Here is a 22,279-nt window from a genome sequence, read left to right on the forward strand (position 1 = left end):
ATAAAGTAAATGTATCATAAAATGTTATGATACTAAATGGTTAGGGAGATCAAAAAATGAAATGTTACTTTTGTAATGTTCTTAGAGGATTCAAATCCAAAGATGCTAGCATAGACTTAGAATGTAGAGTAAGACAGACACCTAACTTCGTTTTGGTAGATATTGACCAAGACGCTATGCCAGAAATTCTATTTACTTATATGTATGATGATGAAAAGTATATTGCTATTTTGAAGCGCAAAGATATGAAATGGTACTTTATGGATACTATGCCAGAGAGTGAGCACAAAACTATTGGATTAGGTAATTTAGTAAATACAATAGAGAATAGCTCTATTACTCCAGCATTAGTAGGAGCGGTAGTAGAGTTAGAGCAATTGTTTGGAGAAGAAAATCAGCCATTTGTTGCGTTTATTAATGACATGGCCTATCACGGCATAGTTATTCAGCCAACACGAGAGAATTCAAAAACTAGTAAAGATGCTAATAGTACAGTTGATTTGATAAATTTAACTTTAGAACAACTCCAATCTATTACTAATCCTCAGTTACCACCAGTAGAAAAAGTAAATACAGAGCAAGCACAGAAAGCTTTACAACAAAATGTAACTACACCTATTACTAGTATTACTGAGACAGATAATGTGGTAAATGCAGGAATACAACAAATATTAGATTTGTTTAATCTAACGCCAGAGCAATTACAAGCTATTTTTACTGCACAGTTACCACCGGCAGAAAATATTAACACAGAAGAAGCCCAAGATGCCTTAGCGCAAAATGTAATTACGCCTATCACAAGTATTACTGAGACTGATCAAGTTGTAAATGCAGGAATGCAGCAAATATTAGATTTGCTCAATCTAACACCAGAGCAGTTCCAAGCCATTACTAGTGGTCAATTACAAGCACCAGAAAATATTAATACCCAACAGGCGCAAGAGGCTTTAGATCAAAATGTAATTACACCTATTACAAGTATTAATGAAACAAATCAGGTTGTAAATGAAGAAGGGCAGTCTCCAATAGCTAATGGAAATAGTACAGCAGATTATCAAGCGGTACTAGATAAAGAAGTGATCAACTTTACACAAGCAGATGTAACAGGAGATGGTATGCAAGATAGTATTTATCTAGTTGGAGATAGACAGACAGGAAATAGTACTGACCGTATTCGAAATATGGGACTTAGAGTACAAACAGGTGGAAAAACTTTAAGCGTTGATTTTCCTTATGGTGATGGATATAGCCCAATTTTATTTGTAGGAGATCTAACAGCCAATGGTATACCTGACGTTCTGGTAAACATCTTTGCAAGTGGATCAGGTGGATTTATCACAAGTTATATCTATACTTTTGAAAATGAGCAGCCAAGGCTATTATTTGATTCTAAAACATTTAATGAAAATTACACAGGTAAGGTAATATATGAGGATAATTATAAGGTTAGGGTTATTACCAATAGACCTAGATGGCAATATACAATAGATATCAGTGATAGAGATAGGGCGTATTTAGCTACTATATATGATAGTAATGGAAAGTTAAGGCAACCAACAGAAGGTGCATTACTTGGCCTATCTTCATTGAATCCTATTGATTATGATGTAAATGGGGAATTTAATGTTTCTGCAATACAAAGGGTAATCGGAATAGGTAATATGGATACCTTAGGATTAGTTGAAACTTATTTAAGATGGAGAGGTGCAACAAATAGATTTGAACCATTTATGCAATACTTATCTGTATTAGGCAGACCACTTTAAAAAAATTATAGTAAATAAAAAAGTACTTCTACTGCGGTGAAGTACTTTTTTGTTATATTCATTTAGAAAAGAAATCAAGGTGTGTAGAGTTGTTTAAGAGAAGAGATAGATGCATTAGAGGTAGTAAGTTCTGAAAGATAAATTTCTCCTCTTAGAAGTTTCTTATAGAGTAAATCTAAGTCACGACTTTTGATAGGTAAGTCTGGATCTGTGAGATAGGTATACTCAAAAGTTGGTACCACTGGTAAGCAGAGTGCTTGATTATCAAAGTTAATGATACAAGGGGTAGAGAGTGTATTGTATTCATCAGGGCAGGGAATGAGCGTATAAGGTATGAAAGAAATAAAGAGTGTCTCATTTTCATAAAAACCATCTATAATTCTGCCTCCAAAAGTTCCTTCACAATAGCTGTTAGCAGGTTTAATTTGATTGATAAGAACAGAAGTAACAGGTACATCGTCATAAATATCTATGAGCATAGGCTCAGGTAAATAAGGTAAATCTAAGAGCTCTTGCCCCAAATAAGTACTAATAAAAAGAGATTGATCATAATCTACATCAAATCCAAAGAGAGGAAAGAAAGGAAGTGCATCGATATATATTCTACCTTCTTGGACAAAGGTATCTAAAGAAATAGGTTGAGTATTGAAATATGAGCAAGTATCTTTAAGAGAATAAGTAAATATATTATTTTCGTACTGTACGTTGACAGTATGAGTAAGATCATCAAAAGAGAGGTCCAAATCTAAGCATTCACTAATTGCTCTTAATGGTACATATATTTGATCACGGGTCTCAATAATAGGAGAAGTAATAGAGGTTAATTGATCATTGATAAAAAGTAAGGGTGACTTACTAGGGGTAGCATAAGTAATTGGTAGTATAAATAACAGAGTAAGTAGGAATGTCGAGAAGCGTAATAAGCACTTTGGCATACATTTTCCTCCTTTTAAATAGTTCCTTATACCTATATATATGCTTATACACAAGAAGTAGACTAATTTTGAGACAAGCTAATAAACTTTTTGAAAAGAGGAAGCATAGAGGAAGATGTAGCAAGCATAATTTCAGGATGCCATTGTACACCGACTCCAAATGGATAGTTTTGTAGTTCAATACCTTCAATAATAGAATCTTTTGACCATGCAGTAGCAATAAGGTCTTGACCTAGTTGATGAATAGCTTGATGATGAAAGGAATTAGTGGCAAAAGATGTTCCTATAAGTTGTTGAAGTAAAGTATTTTTGCTTGTTGAAACAGTGTGAGTGAGATTAGTACGTGGAGATTGTTGTTGATGTTGTAAAGAAGCGTGAGGGCATTCACTAAGGTCTTGATAGACGTTGCCACCTTTTGCAGCATTAAGAACTTGCATGCCACGACAGATACCTAAGATAGGTTTATGATCCTCTAGAGCAAGCTTAGTAAGGGTGAGGTGATGCATATCAACAAGGTAATTGGTTTCACCTAGGTATTTGTTAGGTTCTTCACCATAGAGAAGGGGGGTAAGATCATCTCCTCCAGCGAGAAGTATACCATCACATAGATTAAGTTGAGCCTGAATATCTGATGGATTAGAGGTAGGGGGTAACAATATAGGCATACCACCGGCTTTAAAAATAGCTTCTTCATAATCTTGATTATTATTAGTAGAGTAGCGGCCACTATAGGCATTAGAACGGAAAAGTAGATTGGTAGTAATACCGATAATAGGTTTTGGCATATTTAAAGCTCCTTCCTAAAAGGGATAAATACTATATACTATGCAAAAGAGAAGGATAAATGCCTATTCAAAAATAGACAAAGCAAAAAGAGGCACGCCTAACCTGATCGTGCCTCTTTGTGACTTTGAGGAAATTTATTTAAAGGAAACTATTTACCAAAGTAAGCTTTTTTGTAAAGCTCTTGTAATTCTACAACTTTTGGTAAACGTGGGTTAGCTGTTGTACATTGATCTTCGAATGCTTTGTAAGCAAGATCTTCTACTGCTGCCATGTATACTTTTTCTTCGATACCACAATCTTTGATTGTCATTGGAATGTTAAGTTCTTTCATAAGATCACGGATTGCTTTAACTAAAGATTGTACGCCTTCTTCTGGAGTAGAAGCTTTAAGTCCAAGAGCTTTAGCAATTTCAGCAAATTTTTCTGGAGCAATATATTTTTCATATTTAGGGAAGATAGCAAACTTACTTGGTGTTGTTTGACCATTGTATTCAACAACATGAGGAAGTAAGATAGCGTTTGCACGACCATGAGGAATATGGAACTCTGCACCTAATTTATGAGCCATTGAGTGGTTGATACCAAGGAATGCATTTGTAAATGCCATACCAGCGATACATGATGCATTATGCATTTTTTCACGAGCTACTGGATCTTTAGCTCCGAATTTGTATGAGCGTGGTAAGTATTCAAATACTAATTGAATTGCTTTAATTGCAAGTGCATCTGTGTAATCTGATGCAAGGATTGATACATAAGCTTCAATCGCATGTGTTAATACGTCAAGACCTGTATCTGCTGTTACAGAAGCTGGAACGCTCATAACGAATTCTGGATCAATGATCGCTACGTCTGGAGTTAACTCATAATCAGCAAGAGGGTATTTCATATTTTTAGATCTATCAGAGATAACTGCGAATGATGTTACTTCTGAACCTGTACCTGAAGTTGTTGGGATAGCTACGAATTTAGAGTTTTTACCCATTTTAGGGAACTTGTAAACACGTTTTCTAATATCTAAGAATTTTTGAGCCATACCTTCGAAGTCAGCTTCTGGGTGTTCGTAGAATAACCACATTGCTTTACCAGCATCCATTGCAGAACCACCACCAAGTGCAATGATTACGTCTGGTTTGAATGAACGCATCATATCAGCACCTTTTCTTACTGTTGTTAAGTCTGGATCTGGCTCAACATCGCTGAAGATTTCGATAGAAACTTTATTTTGATTTTTGTTTAATTGATATACTAATTTATCTACATAACCTAATTGAACCATCATTGGATCAGTTACGATCATTGCACGAGAGATTTCTGGCATTTTAGCAAGGTAAGCAATAGAACCTTGTTCGAAGTAGATTTTTTCTGGAATTTTGAACCATTGCATATTCACGCGTCTTTTCGCCACCCTTTTTTTGTTGATTAAGTTTGAAGCTGTAACGTTTGATGTAGTAGAGTTACGTCCGTATGAACCACATCCAAGTGTAAGTGATGGCATATTTGTATTGTAGATATCACCAATTGCACCATGTGTAGAAGGTGAGTTTACAATGATACGACCTGTTTTAAGTCTATCAGAGAAAGCATTAATAGTTGCTTGATCTGTTGAATGGATAACTGATGAGTGACCAAGACCACCAAGTTCAACCATTTGTGCAGCTTTTTCAATACCATCAGCAGCATCTTTAGCTTTGATTACAGCAAGTACTGGAGAAAGTTTTTCTCTTGAAAGTGGATACTCAGCACCTACACCTTCGATTTCACAACAAAGAACTTTAGTTTCTTTTGGAATGGTCACACCTGCAAGAGCAGCAATTTCATATGGGTATTTACCTACGATATCTGGGTTAACCATTTGTTTTTCAGGATTGATAACAACTGGTTCGATTTTTTTGATTTCTTCTTTAGTTGCAAAGTAGCAACCATGTTTTTTCATGTAAGCAATAGCTTTATCATATACAGGAGCTTCAATGATAGCAGCTTGTTCAGATGCACAAATCATACCATTATCGAATGATTTTGAAAGGATAAGGTCTGTAAGAGATCTTTCAAGTACAGCTGTTTTATCAATGAAAGCAGGTACGTTACCAGGACCTACACCAAGAGCTGGTTTACCAGCTGAGTATGCTGAACGAACCATTCCAGAACCACCAGTAGCAAGAATCATTGCAACACCTGGATGATTCATAAGAGCTGAAGTTGCTTCGATTGATGGATATTCAACCCATTGAATACAGTTTTCAGGAGCACCAGCAGCAATAGCAGCATCTCTTACTGTTTTAGCAGCTTCTACTGAACATTTTTGAGCTGATGGATGGAAACCAAAGATGATTGGGTTTCTTGTTTTCATTGAAATAATAGCTTTGAACATTGTTGTAGAAGTTGGGTTTGTAACAGGTGTAACCCCAGCAATAACACCGATTGGTTCTGCTACTTCCATGTAACCTTCATCTTCATTATCTTCAATAACACCTACAGTTTTATCATGTTTGATACTGTGATAAATGTATTCTGTTGCGAAAATGTTTTTTGTAACTTTATCTTCGAAAATACCACGACCAGTTTCTTCAACTGCCATTCTTGCAAGTTTCATTTGAGCTGCAAGACCAGCAAGTGCCATAGCTTTTGTGATTTCATCTACTTGTTCTTGATTAAGTTCCATAAATTGTTCAAGGGCAACGTTAGCTTTTTTTACAAGCTCGTCTACCATTACGTTAGCGTCGATAACTGGTGCTTTTTGTTCTTTTTTTTGATCTGCCATGATTAAAGCCTCCTTAGGGTATGTGTTTATATTTTAAGAAATAATCTGCTTGAAATAGTTTGCCTAATTAGGAATTAGCATATGCTTTTAAATTAGGCAAACATAGTTATAATTTTAACAATGCGTGTTAAAAAATATAACTTAATCTGGACTTGATTAAGTTTTTGATTAAGAAATAATGCTGTTTACACTAGAATAATAACATGGGTTAGGGTAGGTGTCAATAAAAAGTGTTAAAAAAATAACGAAAAATTTTTTAGAAGGTATAAATTAATAGTTAGATAAAAAGTAGAACTATGTAAATACATGTATGAAAGTTATATAATATAAGGGAATTCAGCAGATCATTTGAAAAGGAGAATCCCATGACAGAAAAAGAAAAAATGTTAAAAGGTTTAGGCTATGATGCATCAGATAAAGAACTTACAGAAGATCGTACACGTGCAAGACAATTGTGCTATAAATTTAATCATCTCGAACCGGGTAACCATGAAGAAAGATTAGAGGTTTTACAAGAGCTTCTTCAAACAGAAGAAAATTTATATATGGAGCCTAACTTCTTTTGTGATTATGGATACAACATCAAAGTAGGAAAGAATTTTTATGCCAACTATAACTGTACTATACTAGATGTAAATACGGTAACTATTGGGGACAATGTTATGTTTGCTCCTAATGTACAAGTCTATACAGCGACCCATCCAGTGGAGGCAGACTTAAGAGTGAGTGGTATAGAAATGGGTTATCCTATTGTAATAGGAGATAATACTTGGATTGGTGGAGGAAGTATTATTTGTCCAGGTGTTACTATCGGTAAGAATGTTGTTATAGGAGCAGGGAGTGTAGTAACTAAAAATATTCCAGATGATGTAGTTGCAGTAGGAAATCCTTGCAAAGTGATAAGAAAGATTGAAAGTCAAACTGGAAAGTAAGTAATCCATGGTTCATGCTAAGGGGAAAGGCCTAAAGGCAAAAAAATAACCTAGACTTCGGGGGAGGAAATCTAGGTTGAGGGGGGATTTAGCGATGTACCTCACACTTGGTACAATGGTAGTATGGACCAAATAAAAAAGTTATATACACATTATTTAAAAAAAATATAAACAATATTCAGGTCTTGCATTTTGAATATGAATGGCATATAATGAAACAAATATGAAAACTTTCATTATATAGGTAAAATAACGTTGATGAGAGAAAAGCTTAAGATTTTGTTTTTAAGAGAGCTAGTGGATGGTGTGAACTAGTAAACAGACTTTAGTGTTCCGCTCTTTGAGTTGCTGGTGATGAGCCAGAAGGGAGTTGCCCTTTATAGCAATAAGAGGTCAGTTTATTTACTGATGAATGAAGGTGGCACCACGAGTATGCAATCGTCCTTTTATCTTTTTACGAGATAAAAGGGCGTTTTTTATTTTATTATTATTTTTATATTTACGAGGTGAAAGATATGTTAGATATTAAAAGACTACGTAGCGATTTTGAAGGCGTAAAAGCAGCATTAGCTAAGAGAAGTGGTAACTATGACTTAGAAGGATTCTTAGAATTAGATACTAAAAGACGTGAACTTCTTGCAGAAGTAGAAGTACTTAAAAACAAACAAAATGTTGTATCAAAACAAGTCCCAGTTATGAAAAAAGAAGGTAAAGATGTTACAGCTGTACTTGCTGAAATGAAAGAGCTATCAGATGAAATCAAAGGTATTGATCAAAAAGTTAAAGAAGTAGATGATACACTCCAAAACATTCTTCTTACACTTCCAAACTTACCAAACCCACAAGTTCCAGAAGGTGCTAGTGATGAAGATAACATCGAACTTAGAAGAGTTGGGGATGTTAGAGAATTTGATTTCGAAATTAAACCACACTGGGATCTTGGTGAAGGTTTAGATATTCTTGATTTTGAAAAAGGAGCAAAAGTAACAGGTGCTCGTTTTACATTCTATAAAGGTTTAGGTGCTAGACTTGAACGTGCAATCATGAACTTCATGCTTGATATGCATGTAGACAAACATGGTTATACAGAAGTATTCCCACCATTCATGGTTAACCGTGCAAGTATGACAGGTACAGGTCAGCTTCCAAAATTTGAAGAAGATGCTTTCAAAGTACAAGGTACAGATTACTTCTTAGTACCAACAGCTGAAGTACCAGTAACAAATATGTACAGAGATCAAATCTTAGATGGTAAAGACCTTACAATCAAACACTGTGCTTACACAGCATGCTTTAGAGCAGAGGCTGGTTCAGCAGGTCGTGATACAAGAGGGATCATCCGTCAACACCAATTCAATAAAGTAGAAATGGTTAAATTCGCTAGACCAGAAAACTCATATGAAGAACTTGAAACACTTACAAATGATGCTGAAGGTATCTTACAAGCATTAGGTCTTCCATACCGTGTTGTTAGACTTTGTACAGGAGACTTAGGATTCAGTTCAGCAATGACATATGATATTGAAGTTTGGATGCCAAGCTACGGTCGTTATGTAGAAATCTCAAGCTGTTCTAACTTCGAAGACTTCCAAGCTAGACGTGCAAACATCAAGTTTAAAGATAATATTAAAGATAAAGCACAATTCATCCACACATTAAATGGTAGTGGTCTTGCAGTAGGTCGTACAACAGCTGCAATCTTAGAAAACTTCCAACAAGAAGATGGGTCAGTTATTATCCCAGAAGCACTTCGTCCATACATGGGTGGTGCTGAGCGTATTACAAAATAGATTTTAAAGAAAGAGCTGTCATAAGACAGCTCTTTTTTTATTTATTTAAAGTTACGGAAAATCCCCCAGATAAGATAGAGAATGAGTGATGTAAGGAGAAAGCCTAGATAAGTTAAACGGAGCTTATTAAAGTTTCTTAGGTTGAATGGTATCATATAGAGAATGAGCCCAAGAAGAAAAGTAATATAGATTAGTGTAACAGGAAGCCAATGGGACATATTAGGATTCCTTTCTATTCAATAAGTTAATGAAGAAAAGTAAAAGAGAACTTTGATTCCTGCTAAAGAAGTGGTTAGCTATGATGGTATAACTATCTTGTAGGACAAGGAAAGCCATAATAGGATAAACACTTAGAGTTAAGACAGAGTTGTAGCTATAGGCTTGTTGAAACTGAAAGGTAATAAAATGTATAAAGGAGCGTGTTCCACCACACATAGGGCATAAGAGATTGTAATGAGTATACCAGTAGCAGATACTTTCGTTTGCTAGAGAAGTATGTGATGCGATAAAGCCAAGTGGAATGATAAGAAGGTAGCAGAATAAACGTAGCAGATGCAAATTAACACTCCTTTCTTAATAATTTAGTTAATAATAATTAATAATGTTTAATGATTGATTAGTCTAAAAATAATTGCAACTTATCTTTAACTATAATACAATAAAATCATGTAAAGGGGGAGATAAAATGGATGAATACAATCACACGAACCAAGATGGTAAAGACCCTAACCAAGTTAACTATACACCTGTAGCACCTGAGCATACTAATAATTATCAACAACCTAGACCGCCTATAAATGGACCTTATAATGGATATCAAGCAGTAACACCTAATAATGAAGGCATAGGCTTTGGAATTGCCAGTTTAGTACTAGGGATTGTAAGTCTTATTAGCTGTTGCATTATTCCTTTCATTGGAGTTATTCCCTCTATTGCAGCGATTATTTTTGGGGTTTTAGGATTAAAGTATCCATCAAGTAAAGGCATGTCTATTGCAGGTATTGTCCTAGGTGGAATCGGAATTGCACTTTGTGGAGGGCTATTCCTTATTGTGATGTTGGGAATAGTAGTAGGACTATAAGAAAGAGATAAAGTAATGAAAAAGATAACGAAATATAAGCTTATGTTAGCTAGTGCATTTCTAATATTAGGACCATTAATGTTAAAGGGAGTAGGGATACTTAGTAATAACCAAACTACTTGTATATTTGATACATTAGGCAGCAAATGTTTAGGGTGTAATATTAGAGCAGCATTATTCCAACTGAGCAGAGGGAATATGTTAGAGGCATTTAGACTAAATCCATTAGTGTATGTATGGATTATAATAGCTCTAAGCATTGTACTAAGTGAGCTTTATATGGTGATCAGAAAAATTATAAATAGACAATATGATAAAGAAAGTTTGTTAGATTGGATTATTAAGAAAATGTTTAAAGGTATAACCTTTTAAGGAGGAATAAGTATGAATTGTCCAAACTGTGGAGCAGAAGTAAGAGATGTTGATCGTTTTTGTGGAAGATGTGGTGCTGAAATTAGAAAAGAGGCAGGCGAAGCAAGCTATCAACAAACAAATTATCAAGAAGGTAGTCAGCAACAAGGAACGTATCAACAAACAAACTACCAACAACCTTATCAACCACTTGATACACGTAAATCTAGACTTGTTGCAGGGATTTTACAACTTGTTTTAGGATGGGGTGGCGTAGGCCGTTTCTATTTAGGTTATAATTCAATTGCTATTGCGCAAATATTAGTAACTATATTTACATGTGGTATTGGCGCTATTTGGCCATTTGTAGATTCTATTTTAATTTTAGCTGGGCAAGTGCAAACAGATGCAGATGGTGTACCACTTAAAGATTGATAAAGATAAAAGGGATGTAGCCTATAGGCTACATCCCTTTTAATTTGTAATTAACGTATCAGTTAAAATAGAATCTCCGATTAACTGAGTGAGATAAATACACTCTTCTATGGTAAGAGGTGTTTGACTTTGATCTTTTTGTATAAACTTTACACCTTGCTCTATATGAGGCCATTCAAGGTCTAAAGAATTAGCTATTTGCTTGAAGAGACGAATACTCTCACTACGTGTAATGGGTTGGTTAAATTTAAATGGTCCAGTACTATTAGTAGGCATATATTCAGTTACAACAGATTTTAAAGCATAAGGAAGCATGTTCTCAATCATGGTAAGAAATTCATTAGCAGAGGCTTTATCCATATAGCTTTTAGCAGAAGGTTTAATCCACTTATTTGATAGAGCATGTTGAACATAAGGTGCAGACCAGTCAGAATAGGAAACATTTTTAACACCTACATTATGATTGGCATCACTTACAAATTCAAAGTTTTCTGCGCCATATTCAAAGAGGGTATTAATATCTTCAAAGTAAGTTGGATACCCAGACTTCATAACAACAGCAATAAGCTCTAAGTCGCCATATTGTGCCTTGGCAACAAGTGTACGTCCTGCAGGGGTATGATAACCTGTCTTAGCAGCCAGTACATTCTCATTAAAATAAGGAGACCCTTCTTTAAAGAATTGGGCTGTATGAGAAAGAGGAAGTGTTTTACCTGAATTAATAATATTAAAATTATATTTAGGTGTTCCGGCAATTTCACATAATACTGGATCCTCAAAAGCAGCAGCAGTAATTAAGGATAAGTCATAAGGTGTTGTATAGTGATTTGGGTCATGATAGCCATGTGGATTTACAAAGTTAGAGTTATTAGCACCTAGACTTTTAGCTTTTTCATTCATTTTAGCTGCAAAAGCATCAATACTACCTGCATCATAGACTGCCATATCATAAGAAATGAAGTTATCAGAACCCATCATAATACCATGGATACCATCTACATAAGAGTATGTATCACCAATATTAAGACCTATATGGCTACTATCAGAAGGTACATTAGCTACACTATCTGTGGATTTTGTGATTGTTCCATCTTCTTTTAAATCTTCTACAAGTAATAAAGAAGTAAGAACTTTAGTTGTGCTTGCTGGATAAAAAGGAGAGTTGATATTTTTCTTATATAAAACTGTTCGTGTATGTGGTTCGATTAGAATAGCACCTTCAGCATTTACAGCAGGAGAAGGTGAAGCGTAAGTTAAAGGTGTACACACTAAGGTACATAATAAAAGAAATAAGCTACTTTTTTTCATTGAATCAGGTCCTTGCTTTTTTAGTTATAATATAGCAATATTTATTGCCAAAAGCTAGTTTTATTTATACCTATAGAATGAATATTTTATTTATATAAGTCTCATAATTTATTAATAACAATTTTACATTAGGTTAAAAAAATAGAGTTATAATAGAAATAGGTAAGGCGTTCGTTCATGAAAAGATTGGTAGAAAATATAAAAGGCAGTTAAAAAACCAGTAATTAAAAAGGTTATTAGTACCATAAAAAATATTATCCTAAAAATGAATATAATATTTAAAATGGACCATACTTTAAAGGAATAGTTTAGTAAGGGAATTGAAAGGAGATTTATTATGTACGAATCATTAGAAAATTTTCCATTAAGGAAGATAAATTTTGTTAAAACAAGAACTACTATTTTAAAGGCGGTAAGCCACTTACTTAAAGAGAAGGACTTCTCTTCTATCACTGTAGATGAAATTTGTAGCCGTGCTCAAATTTCAAGAGGAACTTTCTTTAATTACTTCTCAACCAAGGATCATGTATTCCATTATTTCTTAAGAATCTTTACAATCCGTATTGCATTACGTATCAAACAGTGGCCAGATGATTTAAGTTTTGAAGAAAAGATCAGAGAAATTTACAAATGGTTTAATGAAGAGACTCAATATAGTCGTTTTGTAGATAGTTATATTAACTTCTTACTTACTGTAGGTGAAGAAAATAATGAAATGAAGCTTATTGATGCAGAGTTTGTATATTTCTTCAACGGTATTGAAGAGGAGGAATATGCTTACTACAATAACTTAACTTTAAATACTTTATTCCAAGATATTTGTAAGAAAGCACAAGAAGCAAAAGAAATTAGCTTAAGTGACCAACCTAAAGAACTTGCAAACTTATTTGCAGGCGTACTTGTATCAAGTTATATTACAGATCAAATGAATGGTGACGTTGACCATTTAGCAGTATTTAGTAAAATTTGGAAGTAAAGATGAAAAAAGAACAAAGAAAAAAGAAAATAGGACTAAGTAACTAGGGTGAGTTACTTAGTCCTATTTTTTTAGCCATGGGCAGCATTTAGTTTCTAAGAGGTCAACTAATTTGAATAAGATAAGGCCAAGTAAACTTAGTCCAATAATACCTGCAAACATTTTAGGATATTCAACCATGGACCAAGCATTCATAATGAGATAGCCGATACCATAGGATGTAGCAAAGTTTTCAGCGAAAAAGAGGGTAGAAATACAGATACCAAGGCTGATGCGAATAGCTGAAAAAAGCTTAGGGAGCATGGCTGGTACAACTAAATGTTTATAAAGCTGAATAGGTGTTAGGCCAAGTGTTTTCATAGATTGAAAGAGCTCAAGTGGAATTTCTTTAATCCCGTCTCTAACAGCAATAAGTACTTGAAAAATAATGATAGATACCATAAGTGTTACCTTTGAAGCATCTCCGATCCCCATGAAAATCATAAACAGAGGTAAGAAAGCTACTTTAGGTAGGGGATATAAAATATAAGTAATAGGGGAAAGAAGTTTATCTAAGGTTGGATATAGCCCACAAGCCATTCCTAAGGAAATGCCTAGAAGTAAGGAAATAGAAAGGGCTAAAGCAATTCGATAGATACTTACTAAAATATGCTTATATAAAATAGTAGGAAAAAGTGTTATAAAGCTAGTAATAGCCTTAAAAGGAGTAGGCAAAACATTAGACTGTAGAGCCAAACTTAGAAGCTGCCACATAAAAATAACACTTAAGATACCATATAAGGTAGGGAATTTGGTGATTTTCTTCAGTAGGTTCATAAAGCCTGGTCCTCCTTTAGAAGCTTGCGAATTTCTAGGCACTGTTTATAAAAGTCTAGATGTTCTTTGGCATCATTACACCCGAAAAGTGGATTAGATAGAGTATGAGAGATATGCCCATTATTCATAATGACGATGGTCTGCCCTAGAAAAACAGCTTCTTCAATACTATGGGTCACAAATACAAGTGTCATAGGGTTTTGATGATAGATGTCTAGAATAAGATGTTGGAGCTTTTCTTTAGTAATTTCATCAAGGGCAGAAGTTGCTTCATCAAGAAGCAGCACATCTGGATTAGTAATCAGTGTCCTAGCAATAGCTACCCGTTGCTTTTGTCCACCACTAAGCTGATGAGGATATTTAGAGGAATATTCCTTAAGTCCTAAAGTATCTAGTAGAGGAAGGATTTTGTCTTGTAGTTGTACCTTAGAAAGTTTGCTATTAATAAGAGCAAGTGCTACGTTATCATAAACAGTCTTCCAAGGAAGTAGACCTAAGTTTTGTAGAATGACACTTGTTTGAGCTCTAGGAGCTATTAAAGGTTGTTGTGCAACTTGTATTGTACCCTCAGTAGGTGTTAGAAGCCCGGCTAATAAATGGAGCAAGGTTGTCTTGCCACAGCCAGAGGGGCCAATAAGGGCACAAGTGCTACCAGCTTGAATAGAAAGGCTAAGAGGGCCTAAAACCCTCTTAGCCTCATAACTAAAAGTTACATTAGAAAGTTCGATCATTATTGTACGAACTTTCCTTCTACTAACATATCTGGTGTAACAGTAATATCTTGTTTTAGGTTTTCTTGAACCCAATCAATGATTTTTTGCATATAATCAGTAGCTGGTAGATGTGCTGATGTATAAGTTGGTAGAATCATTGTATCTCTGATGGCTGGATTAAGTTCTAAGCTTGTGATTAATATATCACGTGCTTCATCAGGATTTGTAGTAAGATCCGTTACACCTTTGTTGAAGCCTTCATGGAAAAGTTTGATGGCTTCTTCTTTGTCTTCTAAAGCTTGAGAGGTAAATGCCATAACATTTGGACAAATACCATCCTCTGGTGTATAGATACGTTTTTCAAGTGTGCCATCAGCTGTAGCATTTGTTGCCATTGGTTCAGGGAAAAGACCCATATCTACTTTTCCAGATTTAATCATCTCAAGACGTGCAGGAATATCGTTAATAAATATTTTTTCTATATTGTAGTCTTTTGAAAGCCACTCATCAATTAAGAAGTTAGAAACAGAAACTTCCATCATAGCTACTTTGATATCAGGCGTCTCTTTATAACCTTCACGTACAAGAACAGGGAATACCCCATCTGTTAATGTAGTTGCTTTAAGATCAAAACCACCATCTACGTTTGTAGCTACAGCAATAAGATCAGTAAGTGCCCCATCAATTGTATGTGTTTGAAGGGCTGTTTGACGTTCTTGCGCATTGTTAAAACGAATGATTTCAAGGTCTAAACCAAGTTCATCAAAGTAGCCTTTTTCTTCTGCTAAATAAATGGGTGCAGTATCAACAGCTGGCATAACACCAACTTTAAGCGTATGTGTTACTTGTTCAGTTGAAGTACTTGGTACTTCTTCTTTTGGAGTAGAACTACATCCGACAAATAGTGTAGATATACATATACATAGAGCTAAAATTTTATTTAATTTCATGAAAGATCCTCCTAAGTATAAAATTAGACAAGCAGTATTGTACTACAAATTTCCAGATATGACCATGTATTTATTTGGATAAAATGAGAAAAGTAAAGCAGGTTGTATATTTATGGGAACTATGACATAATGAATAGTTGAGTAAAAACATATAAAGGTGAAGAATATGAAAAGAGACAGACAATATTTTATACAACTGATTAAGGATTTGTGGATTGCATCAAGGCCTTTCTCACTAACTTTAGCAGTTGCATCGACAACAATAGGCATTTTAGTCGCTTACAGGCAAGGACTTATTCAAGCTAATTTTATAGATATTAGCAAAATTTTAATGATTACAGTAGCAGGGATATTAGCACAATTAGGAGCCAACTTTATTAATGATTATTTTGAAGGATCCTTTAGATATCATAGACCTGCAGGCAGAAAGATTGTATTTTTAGGAGTAGAGCGTACTTATTTTGATGTACTTGTTTTCCTATGCGGCATGGCTTCTTTTGTAGGAGCAGCAGGGCTTGGGCTATTACTTGTACTAATGAGTAGCTGGAAGTTACTTATAATAGGTTTTATAGGCATTATAGGTTCTTATGCTTATACAGGAGAACCATTTGTATATAAGCGTAGAGGATTAGGCGTACCGTTATCATTCTTATTAATGGGACCTTTAATGGTATATGGTGCTTACTTCCCATTTAGTATGAGCTTTTCATGGGAACCTATACTTATTGCTATTCCACCAAGTTTCTTTATACCAGCATTAATGCTAAGTAATGAAATGAGAGACTTTACAAGAGATAGTGGATTAAGCTTAGGAACATTGAGTGTACGTATAGGCAGTGAGAAGAGTAGAAAACTTTATGCAAGCTTAGTTTTTGGAGCTTATATTTTAACAGTTCTCTATGTGGTATTAGGGCTTTATTCATGGGCTGCATTAGTAGTACTCTTTACATTGCCAATTGCTCTAAAGGCCTATAAAGCAGTCAGTACATTTAAAGGACTAGGTATACCTTATACAAATAATGTTCACTGGACGTTTAACTTAATTATTATCTTATCCTTACTAGTATCGAAATAAGTAAGGATAAAAGGGATGTAGTAAAATAACTTTTTAATACAAGTCTTTGTATTGATTAGAAGTTTTGCTACATCCTTTTTGTTATTCATAGCAAGCCACTTATCGTAGTATTTATACCGCATATCTATTTTAGATTTCTTTTATTGTAACAATCCTTATAATAGAAGTATCAGTTAACTGAATTTTAGAGGAGGGCACAATGGATATAGAGATAAAAATTGACCCGAATTATAAGAAGCCTAAAATAATAATCCATACAAATGAGATGACACCAGAGTTAGTAGATTTAATGAAAAAACTATCTAATGATACAACTAAATTAATTACTGGATATAAGGAGGAGGCAATTTTTCTTATAGAACCAGAAGAAATCTATTGCTTTTTTACACAAGCACAAAATGTATTTGCTTCTACTAAAGATGGAATTTATAGAGTGAAAAGCCGATTGTATGAAATAGAGGAGCAAGACTTACATGCTGCCTTTGTAAGGATATCTCAATCTGAAATTATTAATTTTAAGTATGTAGAGAGTTTGGATATGGAACTAAACGGGACTATTCGATTAAAAATGAAAAATGGAGAAATACATTTCGTATCAAGGCGATTTGTAAGTAAAATTAGAGCATATTTAAAATTGTGAGGTGAAGAATAATGCAAATTAAGCAGGTTATATTGAGAGGATTAATAGGTGTACCTATTGGCATTGCTATCTCGATAACAATAGTATTACTTATTTCATTAGGGCATGAAAGATTACTACTTGTACCACCACAAATGCTAGAACGGTTTAATGGATGTGAGCTTACAGCTTTTACAAACCAGTATATATTAAGCTGTATTATAGGTTTTACTTTTGCAGCAGCTTCTTGTATTTTTGAAGTGGAGAGGTGGAGTATGGCAATGCAAACTTTCTTGCACTTCCTTATAATAAGTATTGTATTTTTACCAGTATCTATGATGGCCGGATGGATGGGGACCACATTTAAAGATATTTGCATCTACTTGAGTATATTTATAGTAATCTATGTAGGTATATGGGCGATGTCATATTTACAATGGAAGAAGAGAATTAAACAACTTAATGCTAAATTAAAAGAGTATTAAAGAAGCTATACCCATTGAAACTAGTATATAGATATGTTAAACTATTCTAAGATAAGCACGCGTAGTTCAGCTGGATAGAGCGTCTGACTTCGGATCAGAATGTCGTGGGTTCGAATCCTACCGCGTGTGTTGTTAAAAAGAGACAGCCTATGAGTATTAATTAATACTCATAGGCTGTCTCTTTTGCTTTGTGCATGTGTAATAAAAATAAAATCTAATAGAATATATTGAGTATATCTAAAAAGAGATTCTAGGCTTTAGCTTTTATAGAAATTATAAAGTTAGTGCTTTTTTTGTATGGGACTATTTCGGCAGAGGGTAAAAAATACAAAAAATAGATATTTAAAGAGGCGTTTATAAACTAAATACATAAAAGATTTTAGATATATCATAAAAAAATAATAAAAATTCATGTATAAATGAATATAAAGATGGAAAATGTGTATTTATTATACAAAAATTTGGGGTTATCATAAATGTGAAGTATAAATTAAAAAGGAGAGATTAATATGAGCAAAAAAAGAATATGTTTGTTAATGGCAACAGTCGTAACAGTCCATACTACTAGTAGTATAATACCAATGATGAATACATATGCAAAAGAAGCAGAGGAAAGTAAGCCTTATCTGAAAGAATCATTATATAGAGGGGTAAATGTTACAACAAGTAGTAATATACAAATTACAACTCCATCTTCTATTAAGATTCTTAGAAATCAAGAGATGCAGTTGCAAGTGCCACCAAACTTGATAGACCCTATTACATGGGCATCGAGTAATGATAATATAGCTAGTGTAAATGGGGATGGAAAAGTATTAGCTCATGAAAAGGGGTTTAGCACTATTACAGCAAAAGATAACTATAATAATGAAGTTACATGGAAAGTAGATGTCATGTATATAGATACTATTCCAGAAGTAGATAATGCTGTATATGCAAAAATGAGAAAGAAATGGTTAGAGACCCTTATAGGAAAAGAAAATGATACAAATAGTAAGAATATCAATAGAGTTATTAGTAGAATAGAAGGTTTTGTGGACACACATTGGAGTGGACTCAAAAAAGATGGTGGTATATTATGGGATACTAAAAATGTGGAAAATTATAAAAAAGATCCAGCACATATCAGAACAATGTATCTTAATTTAGAATGGCTTGCAAAAGGCTATTCAATGCCAGAAAGTAAATACTATAAAAATGAAGAACTATTAGAGGATATTAAGTATGCGTTAGAATGGCTACATGAAAATGCATATTCTATTAAACAGCAATATGGAAACTGGTGGCAATGGGAAATTGGGATACCAAAGGCATTAAATAATATTTGTATCATGTTGTTTGATGAGTTAGGACAAGAAACTATTAACAAATATACAGATGTTATCTATTTCTATCAGCCAGATCCATTTCATTCAGGAGCAAGTGGTGCATCAGCAAATGAATACAGAGAATCTGAAGCTGCTAATAGAGTCGATGTATCTATGATATCACTTGTAATGGGAGTACTTAGAAACGATTATGAACAATTAGTTATGACAAGGGATGCAATTAGTAGTTTATTAAAGTATGAACAAAGAGAAAGTAGTGGGAGATATGTAGATGGATTCTATACAGATGGTTCATTTGTGCAACATGGAAATGTGCCTTATGTAGGAACTTATGGTAACGTATTTTTAACAGGTGCATCTACAGTGGTTCAAGCATTAGAAGGCAGTGAATGGGAAGTGCCTAAAGAAAAATTAGAAGTACTTACTTCGTTTGCTTTAGATTCGTTTGCACCATTTATTTATAAAGGTGCTGCACTTGATATGGTAAGAGGGCGTGCTATAGCTAGAAATAATGAAACAGATAGAAATTCTGGACATAATATTATAGGATCATTTCTGCTGCTTTCAGAAATCGTAGATGAACAACTTGCTAATGAATTAAAAACATATGCTAAATCTTGGATACTAGAAGATACTTCTACGAATTTTACAGCAAATACAAATAACATTAAATTGATTAATCTAGCAGAGTCTGTTTTAAATGATACAAGTATAGCGGTAGCACCTTTTGAGGAAATACATAAGCATTTTGGATTAATGGACCGTACTGTACATAGAGGAAGAGATTATTTACTAGGATTAAGTATGTTCTCAAGTAGAATCAGTAACTATGAGTATATGAATGGAGAAAATCTAAGAGGATGGCATATTTCAGATGGTATGACTTATCTTTACAATAGTGATTTAGCTCAGTATAGTGATGATTATTGGAATACAGTAAATCCTTATAGGCTTCCAGGGACAACTGTGGACACTGTCAAGTTAGATATTAATAACCCAGGAGATAATGCAAGTATTGGCCAAAAATTATTCTCTAAAGAAAACTGGGTAGGAGGAAGTCAAATTGGAGCATATGGTGTATCAGGTATGCAATTAAATGGAGATTTAGTGACTGATAGGGGATCAGAATCTCCTATGGCAAAATATAAATCTCTACAAGCTAAAAAATCTTATTTTATGTTCGATGATGAGATTGTAATGTTAGGTAGTGACATCAATAGTACAGAAGGCAGAGAAATTGAAACAATCATAGAGAATAGAAAAATTAAAGATGATGCAACGAATAGAGTGACCATAAATGGAAAAGAAGCAGTTCATACATTAGGGCAAGAAGAAACTATAAAGGCGAGTTGGGCATATTTAGAAGGCAATGTACAAGGTGCAGATATAGGATATTACTTCCCTTCACAAGCAGAAATTAATGTGAAAAAAGTTGCTAATACTGGGAAATGGGCAGATGTAAAAAAGAAAAGTTCAGAAGAGTTAGTAACAAAAAATTATGTAGAAATGTGGTTATCACATGGGGCCAATCCAATTGGTAAAACTTATGAATATGTTTTACTCCCAGGCAAATCACAACAAGAAGTTGCAAAGTATGCTACTAATCCAAATATTGAAATCGTATCTAATACACCACAAGTACAGGCTGTAGAGGAAAAAGAACTAGGTATCTTAGCGGCTAACTTCTGGGAGGATGAAGTAGCAACTGTAGATAATCTAACAGTTAATAAAAAAGTTTCTATTATGAAAAAACAAAAAAAGAATACGTTAGAAGTAGCTGTTTCTGATCCAACCATGAAAAACACTGGAAAAATTGAAGTTGAAATTGGTCAGAAAGCGTATAATGTTATAACAAAATCAGAAGGGATAGAAATAATAAGCTTAAGTCCAACTATTAAATTTACAGTAGATGTAAATAAGGCAGAAGGAAAAAGTTTTAATATTAAGTTCAATACTAAAGCTCCAGTTATAGATAACAGTGAAGATGATAATACAAATACTAGGAGCACTTCTAGTAATTCTTCTAAGTAAAGAAGAAAATGTAGATAAAAGACCTTTATTACAACCTTCAAGAGAGCAAGTAGGAGTAGTACATACGGCAAAAGGGTATATACAAAAGGATAAGCACAATCAGGTTGAACCTAACCAACCAGTAACTAGAGAAGAGGTAGTACAAGTCATTTATAGCCTTATAGAAAATTCTAATAATGGTTTTATAGGAGTACGATATTTAAAGACTTAACTAATGAAAAGGCTACTGTTGTGAATAATGTAGTGTTAGAGGATGCTAAAGAATTAAAAACAGATATTAAGTCAACACATTGTGTATTTGCAGATTTAATGGAAGCTAGTGTAGAACATAAGTATGTTCTAACAGAAAAAGGATTAGTAAAATGGGTGAAATAGAAAATTACTAATAAAATTTGGAATGATTACAGTAATGAAGAAGAATTACTGAAAAGGGACTAGTAGGATAAAATTTATATATTTTCGAAGTGAGTATGATATAATAAATCTATTCAGTATAAAACTAAACGGCCTAATAAGACTACATGAGAAGCAAAAGTATTCAATGATGTAGCTTATTAGGCCTATTTTTATAGAGGAGGAATAAAAGGTGAAGAAGATGAATAGAAATAGGATTTGGTATGGAGGATTGGTAATTATTACGATAGTACTAGGGATTTTATCCAGAAGAATATCAGGACTTCCAGAATTTATAGCGATGTATTCAGGGGATACATTATGGGCACTGATGGTCTTTTTAGGGATTGCTTTTGTATTTAAAAATGTATCTATTAAATATGTAATGTTGATGGCATTTGTTGTTGCATTTGGAATAGAATTGAGTCAACTCTATCATGCCCCATGGATTGATGCTATAAGAGCGACAACTCTAGGTGGTCTTGTACTAGGATATGGATTTTTATGGAGTGATTTAGTTTGTTATAGTGTAGGAATCTTAATAGGGGGCATTATAGAGTTATTAATGAATGAAAAAAGCTAAAGCGCATAAAATAATTTTTGTTATTTTTATATTTCCTTTATAAATTTTAAAGAAAGTGTGAAACTAATTACTATAAAAATGAGTCATAAAAATGAGGAAAAATTTTCTATTAAAAATTATTAGTGGTTTCCCCTCTTTTAAAAAGAATATGCTATACTAGATTAG

22 protein-coding genes, 1 tRNA gene and 1 other annotated feature are annotated in these 22,279 nt (G+C 33.8%); of the genes, 15 read left to right on the plus strand and 8 right to left on the minus strand.

All coding sequences use genetic code 11. The annotated features are described in order from the left end of the window. Positions 1-56 precede the first annotated feature (56 nt). Positions 57-1,766 carry a hypothetical protein gene (locus BN2390_RS21275; protein ID WP_082238511.1) on the plus strand — a complete coding sequence of 570 codons (1,710 nt, stop codon included), beginning with the start codon at positions 57-59 and terminating at the stop codon, positions 1,764-1,766. Between the two features lie 74 nt (positions 1,767-1,840). Here the strand turns inward: BN2390_RS21275 and BN2390_RS00415 are convergent, their stop codons facing one another. The 3 genes from BN2390_RS00415 to adhE all read right to left on the minus strand — a co-directional run bounded on the left by BN2390_RS00415 (position 1,841) and on the right by adhE (position 6,248). Beyond that, complete coding sequence (locus BN2390_RS00415) at positions 1,841-2,701, minus strand: stalk domain-containing protein (protein ID WP_053982391.1); 861 nt, start codon at positions 2,699-2,701, stop codon at positions 1,841-1,843. Between the two features lie 62 nt (positions 2,702-2,763). Then, a complete protein-coding gene (locus tag BN2390_RS00420; protein WP_053982392.1) occupies positions 2,764-3,486 on the minus strand; it encodes a gamma-glutamyl-gamma-aminobutyrate hydrolase family protein in 723 nt (240 codons plus the stop codon). Positions 3,487-3,635: 149 nt separating this feature from the next. Next, positions 3,636-6,248, minus strand: a complete 2,613-nt coding sequence (gene adhE / locus BN2390_RS00425) for a bifunctional acetaldehyde-CoA/alcohol dehydrogenase (RefSeq protein WP_053982393.1) — start codon at positions 6,246-6,248, stop codon at positions 3,636-3,638. A gap of 365 nt (positions 6,249-6,613) precedes the next feature. On the opposite strand from adhE, the gene BN2390_RS00430 reads away from it, so the two are divergent. Continuing rightward, positions 6,614-7,180, plus strand: coding sequence for a sugar O-acetyltransferase (locus BN2390_RS00430; protein WP_053982394.1), 567 nt, complete (start codon positions 6,614-6,616; stop codon positions 7,178-7,180). A 246-nt stretch (positions 7,181-7,426) separates the two neighbouring features. Continuing rightward, positions 7,427-7,629 (plus strand) — a binding site (T-box leader). Between the two features lie 66 nt (positions 7,630-7,695). Beyond that, entirely contained in the window at positions 7,696-8,970 is a 1,275-nt protein-coding gene (gene serS, locus BN2390_RS00435; protein ID WP_053982395.1) for a serine--tRNA ligase, read from the plus strand. Between the two features lie 219 nt (positions 8,971-9,189). Here serS and BN2390_RS22380 read toward each other — a convergent pair whose 3' ends face one another. Further along, positions 9,190-9,528, minus strand: coding sequence for a DUF2752 domain-containing protein (locus BN2390_RS22380; protein ID WP_082238512.1), 339 nt, complete (start codon positions 9,526-9,528; stop codon positions 9,190-9,192). Between the two features lie 127 nt (positions 9,529-9,655). Here BN2390_RS22380 and BN2390_RS00440 point away from each other — a divergent pair, with 127 nt between their 5' ends. From BN2390_RS00440 to BN2390_RS00450, 3 genes are read left to right on the plus strand one after another with little or no spacing between them, the layout of a single operon-like run. Beyond that, entirely contained in the window at positions 9,656-10,051 is a 396-nt protein-coding gene (locus BN2390_RS00440) for a DUF4190 domain-containing protein (protein ID WP_053982396.1), read from the plus strand. A 15-nt stretch (positions 10,052-10,066) separates the two neighbouring features. Beyond that, complete coding sequence (locus BN2390_RS00445) at positions 10,067-10,423, plus strand: DUF2752 domain-containing protein (protein ID WP_053982397.1); 357 nt, start codon at positions 10,067-10,069, stop codon at positions 10,421-10,423. Between the two features lie 12 nt (positions 10,424-10,435). Continuing rightward, positions 10,436-10,837 (plus strand): zinc-ribbon domain and TM2 domain-containing protein, encoded by a 402-nt coding sequence (locus tag BN2390_RS00450; RefSeq protein WP_053982398.1) that lies wholly within the window; start codon positions 10,436-10,438, stop codon positions 10,835-10,837. A gap of 39 nt (positions 10,838-10,876) precedes the next feature. On the opposite strand, the gene BN2390_RS00455 is transcribed toward BN2390_RS00450, so the two are convergent. Continuing rightward, on the minus strand, positions 10,877-12,145 hold the full coding sequence (locus BN2390_RS00455; RefSeq protein ID WP_053982399.1) for a D-alanyl-D-alanine carboxypeptidase family protein: 1,269 nt from the start codon (positions 12,143-12,145) through the stop codon (positions 10,877-10,879). Positions 12,146-12,482: 337 nt separating this feature from the next. Here BN2390_RS00455 and BN2390_RS00460 point away from each other — a divergent pair, with 337 nt between their 5' ends. Next, a complete protein-coding gene (locus tag BN2390_RS00460) occupies positions 12,483-13,121 on the plus strand; it encodes a TetR/AcrR family transcriptional regulator (RefSeq protein ID WP_053982400.1) in 639 nt (212 codons plus the stop codon). Positions 13,122-13,184: 63 nt separating this feature from the next. On the opposite strand, the gene BN2390_RS00465 is transcribed toward BN2390_RS00460, so the two are convergent. The 3 genes from BN2390_RS00465 to BN2390_RS00475 are packed head-to-tail and all read right to left on the minus strand — an operon-like array spanning position 13,185 to position 15,600. Then, entirely contained in the window at positions 13,185-13,937 is a 753-nt protein-coding gene (locus BN2390_RS00465; RefSeq protein ID WP_053982401.1) for an ABC transporter permease, read from the minus strand. Beyond that, positions 13,934-14,668 carry an ATP-binding cassette domain-containing protein gene (locus tag BN2390_RS00470; protein WP_053982402.1) on the minus strand — a complete coding sequence of 245 codons (735 nt, stop codon included), beginning with the start codon at positions 14,666-14,668 and terminating at the stop codon, positions 13,934-13,936. Before BN2390_RS00470 ends, BN2390_RS00465 begins: the two co-directional genes overlap by 4 nt. Then, positions 14,668-15,600: an ABC transporter substrate-binding protein gene (locus tag BN2390_RS00475; RefSeq protein ID WP_053982403.1), complete on the minus strand. Its 933-nt coding sequence runs from the start codon at positions 15,598-15,600 to the stop codon at positions 14,668-14,670. Before BN2390_RS00475 ends, BN2390_RS00470 begins: the two co-directional genes overlap by 1 nt. Before the next feature lie 166 nt (positions 15,601-15,766). Between BN2390_RS00475 and BN2390_RS00480 the strand changes: the two genes are divergently transcribed. The 8 genes from BN2390_RS00480 to BN2390_RS00510 all read left to right on the plus strand — a co-directional run bounded on the left by BN2390_RS00480 (position 15,767) and on the right by BN2390_RS00510 (position 22,114). After that, positions 15,767-16,675: a prenyltransferase gene (locus BN2390_RS00480; protein WP_053982404.1), complete on the plus strand. Its 909-nt coding sequence runs from the start codon at positions 15,767-15,769 to the stop codon at positions 16,673-16,675. Between the two features lie 199 nt (positions 16,676-16,874). Continuing rightward, positions 16,875-17,315 carry a LytTR family DNA-binding domain-containing protein gene (locus BN2390_RS00485; protein WP_053982405.1) on the plus strand — a complete coding sequence of 147 codons (441 nt, stop codon included), beginning with the start codon at positions 16,875-16,877 and terminating at the stop codon, positions 17,313-17,315. Between the two features lie 11 nt (positions 17,316-17,326). Beyond that, positions 17,327-17,779: a DUF3021 domain-containing protein gene (locus BN2390_RS00490; protein WP_053982406.1), complete on the plus strand. Its 453-nt coding sequence runs from the start codon at positions 17,327-17,329 to the stop codon at positions 17,777-17,779. A 55-nt stretch (positions 17,780-17,834) separates the two neighbouring features. Beyond that, positions 17,835-17,908, plus strand: a tRNA-Arg gene (locus BN2390_RS00495). A 380-nt stretch (positions 17,909-18,288) separates the two neighbouring features. Further along, a complete protein-coding gene (locus BN2390_RS00500) occupies positions 18,289-21,138 on the plus strand; it encodes a polysaccharide lyase family 8 super-sandwich domain-containing protein (protein ID WP_053982407.1) in 2,850 nt (949 codons plus the stop codon). Next, entirely contained in the window at positions 21,086-21,349 is a 264-nt protein-coding gene (locus tag BN2390_RS00505) for a hypothetical protein (RefSeq protein WP_207642814.1), read from the plus strand. The genes BN2390_RS00500 and BN2390_RS00505 overlap by 53 nt, the downstream gene beginning before the upstream one ends. Before the next feature lie 20 nt (positions 21,350-21,369). After that, entirely contained in the window at positions 21,370-21,513 is a 144-nt protein-coding gene (locus BN2390_RS21520; RefSeq protein WP_154668743.1) for a hypothetical protein, read from the plus strand. A gap of 220 nt (positions 21,514-21,733) precedes the next feature. Next, complete coding sequence (locus BN2390_RS00510; protein ID WP_053982491.1) at positions 21,734-22,114, plus strand: ribosomal maturation YjgA family protein; 381 nt, start codon at positions 21,734-21,736, stop codon at positions 22,112-22,114. Positions 22,115-22,279 lie beyond the last annotated feature (165 nt).

Origin of the sequence: Niameybacter massiliensis (assembly GCF_001282685.1) — a bacterium.
Taxonomy (GTDB): domain Bacteria; phylum Bacillota; class Clostridia; order Lachnospirales; family Cellulosilyticaceae; genus Holtiella; species Holtiella tumoricola.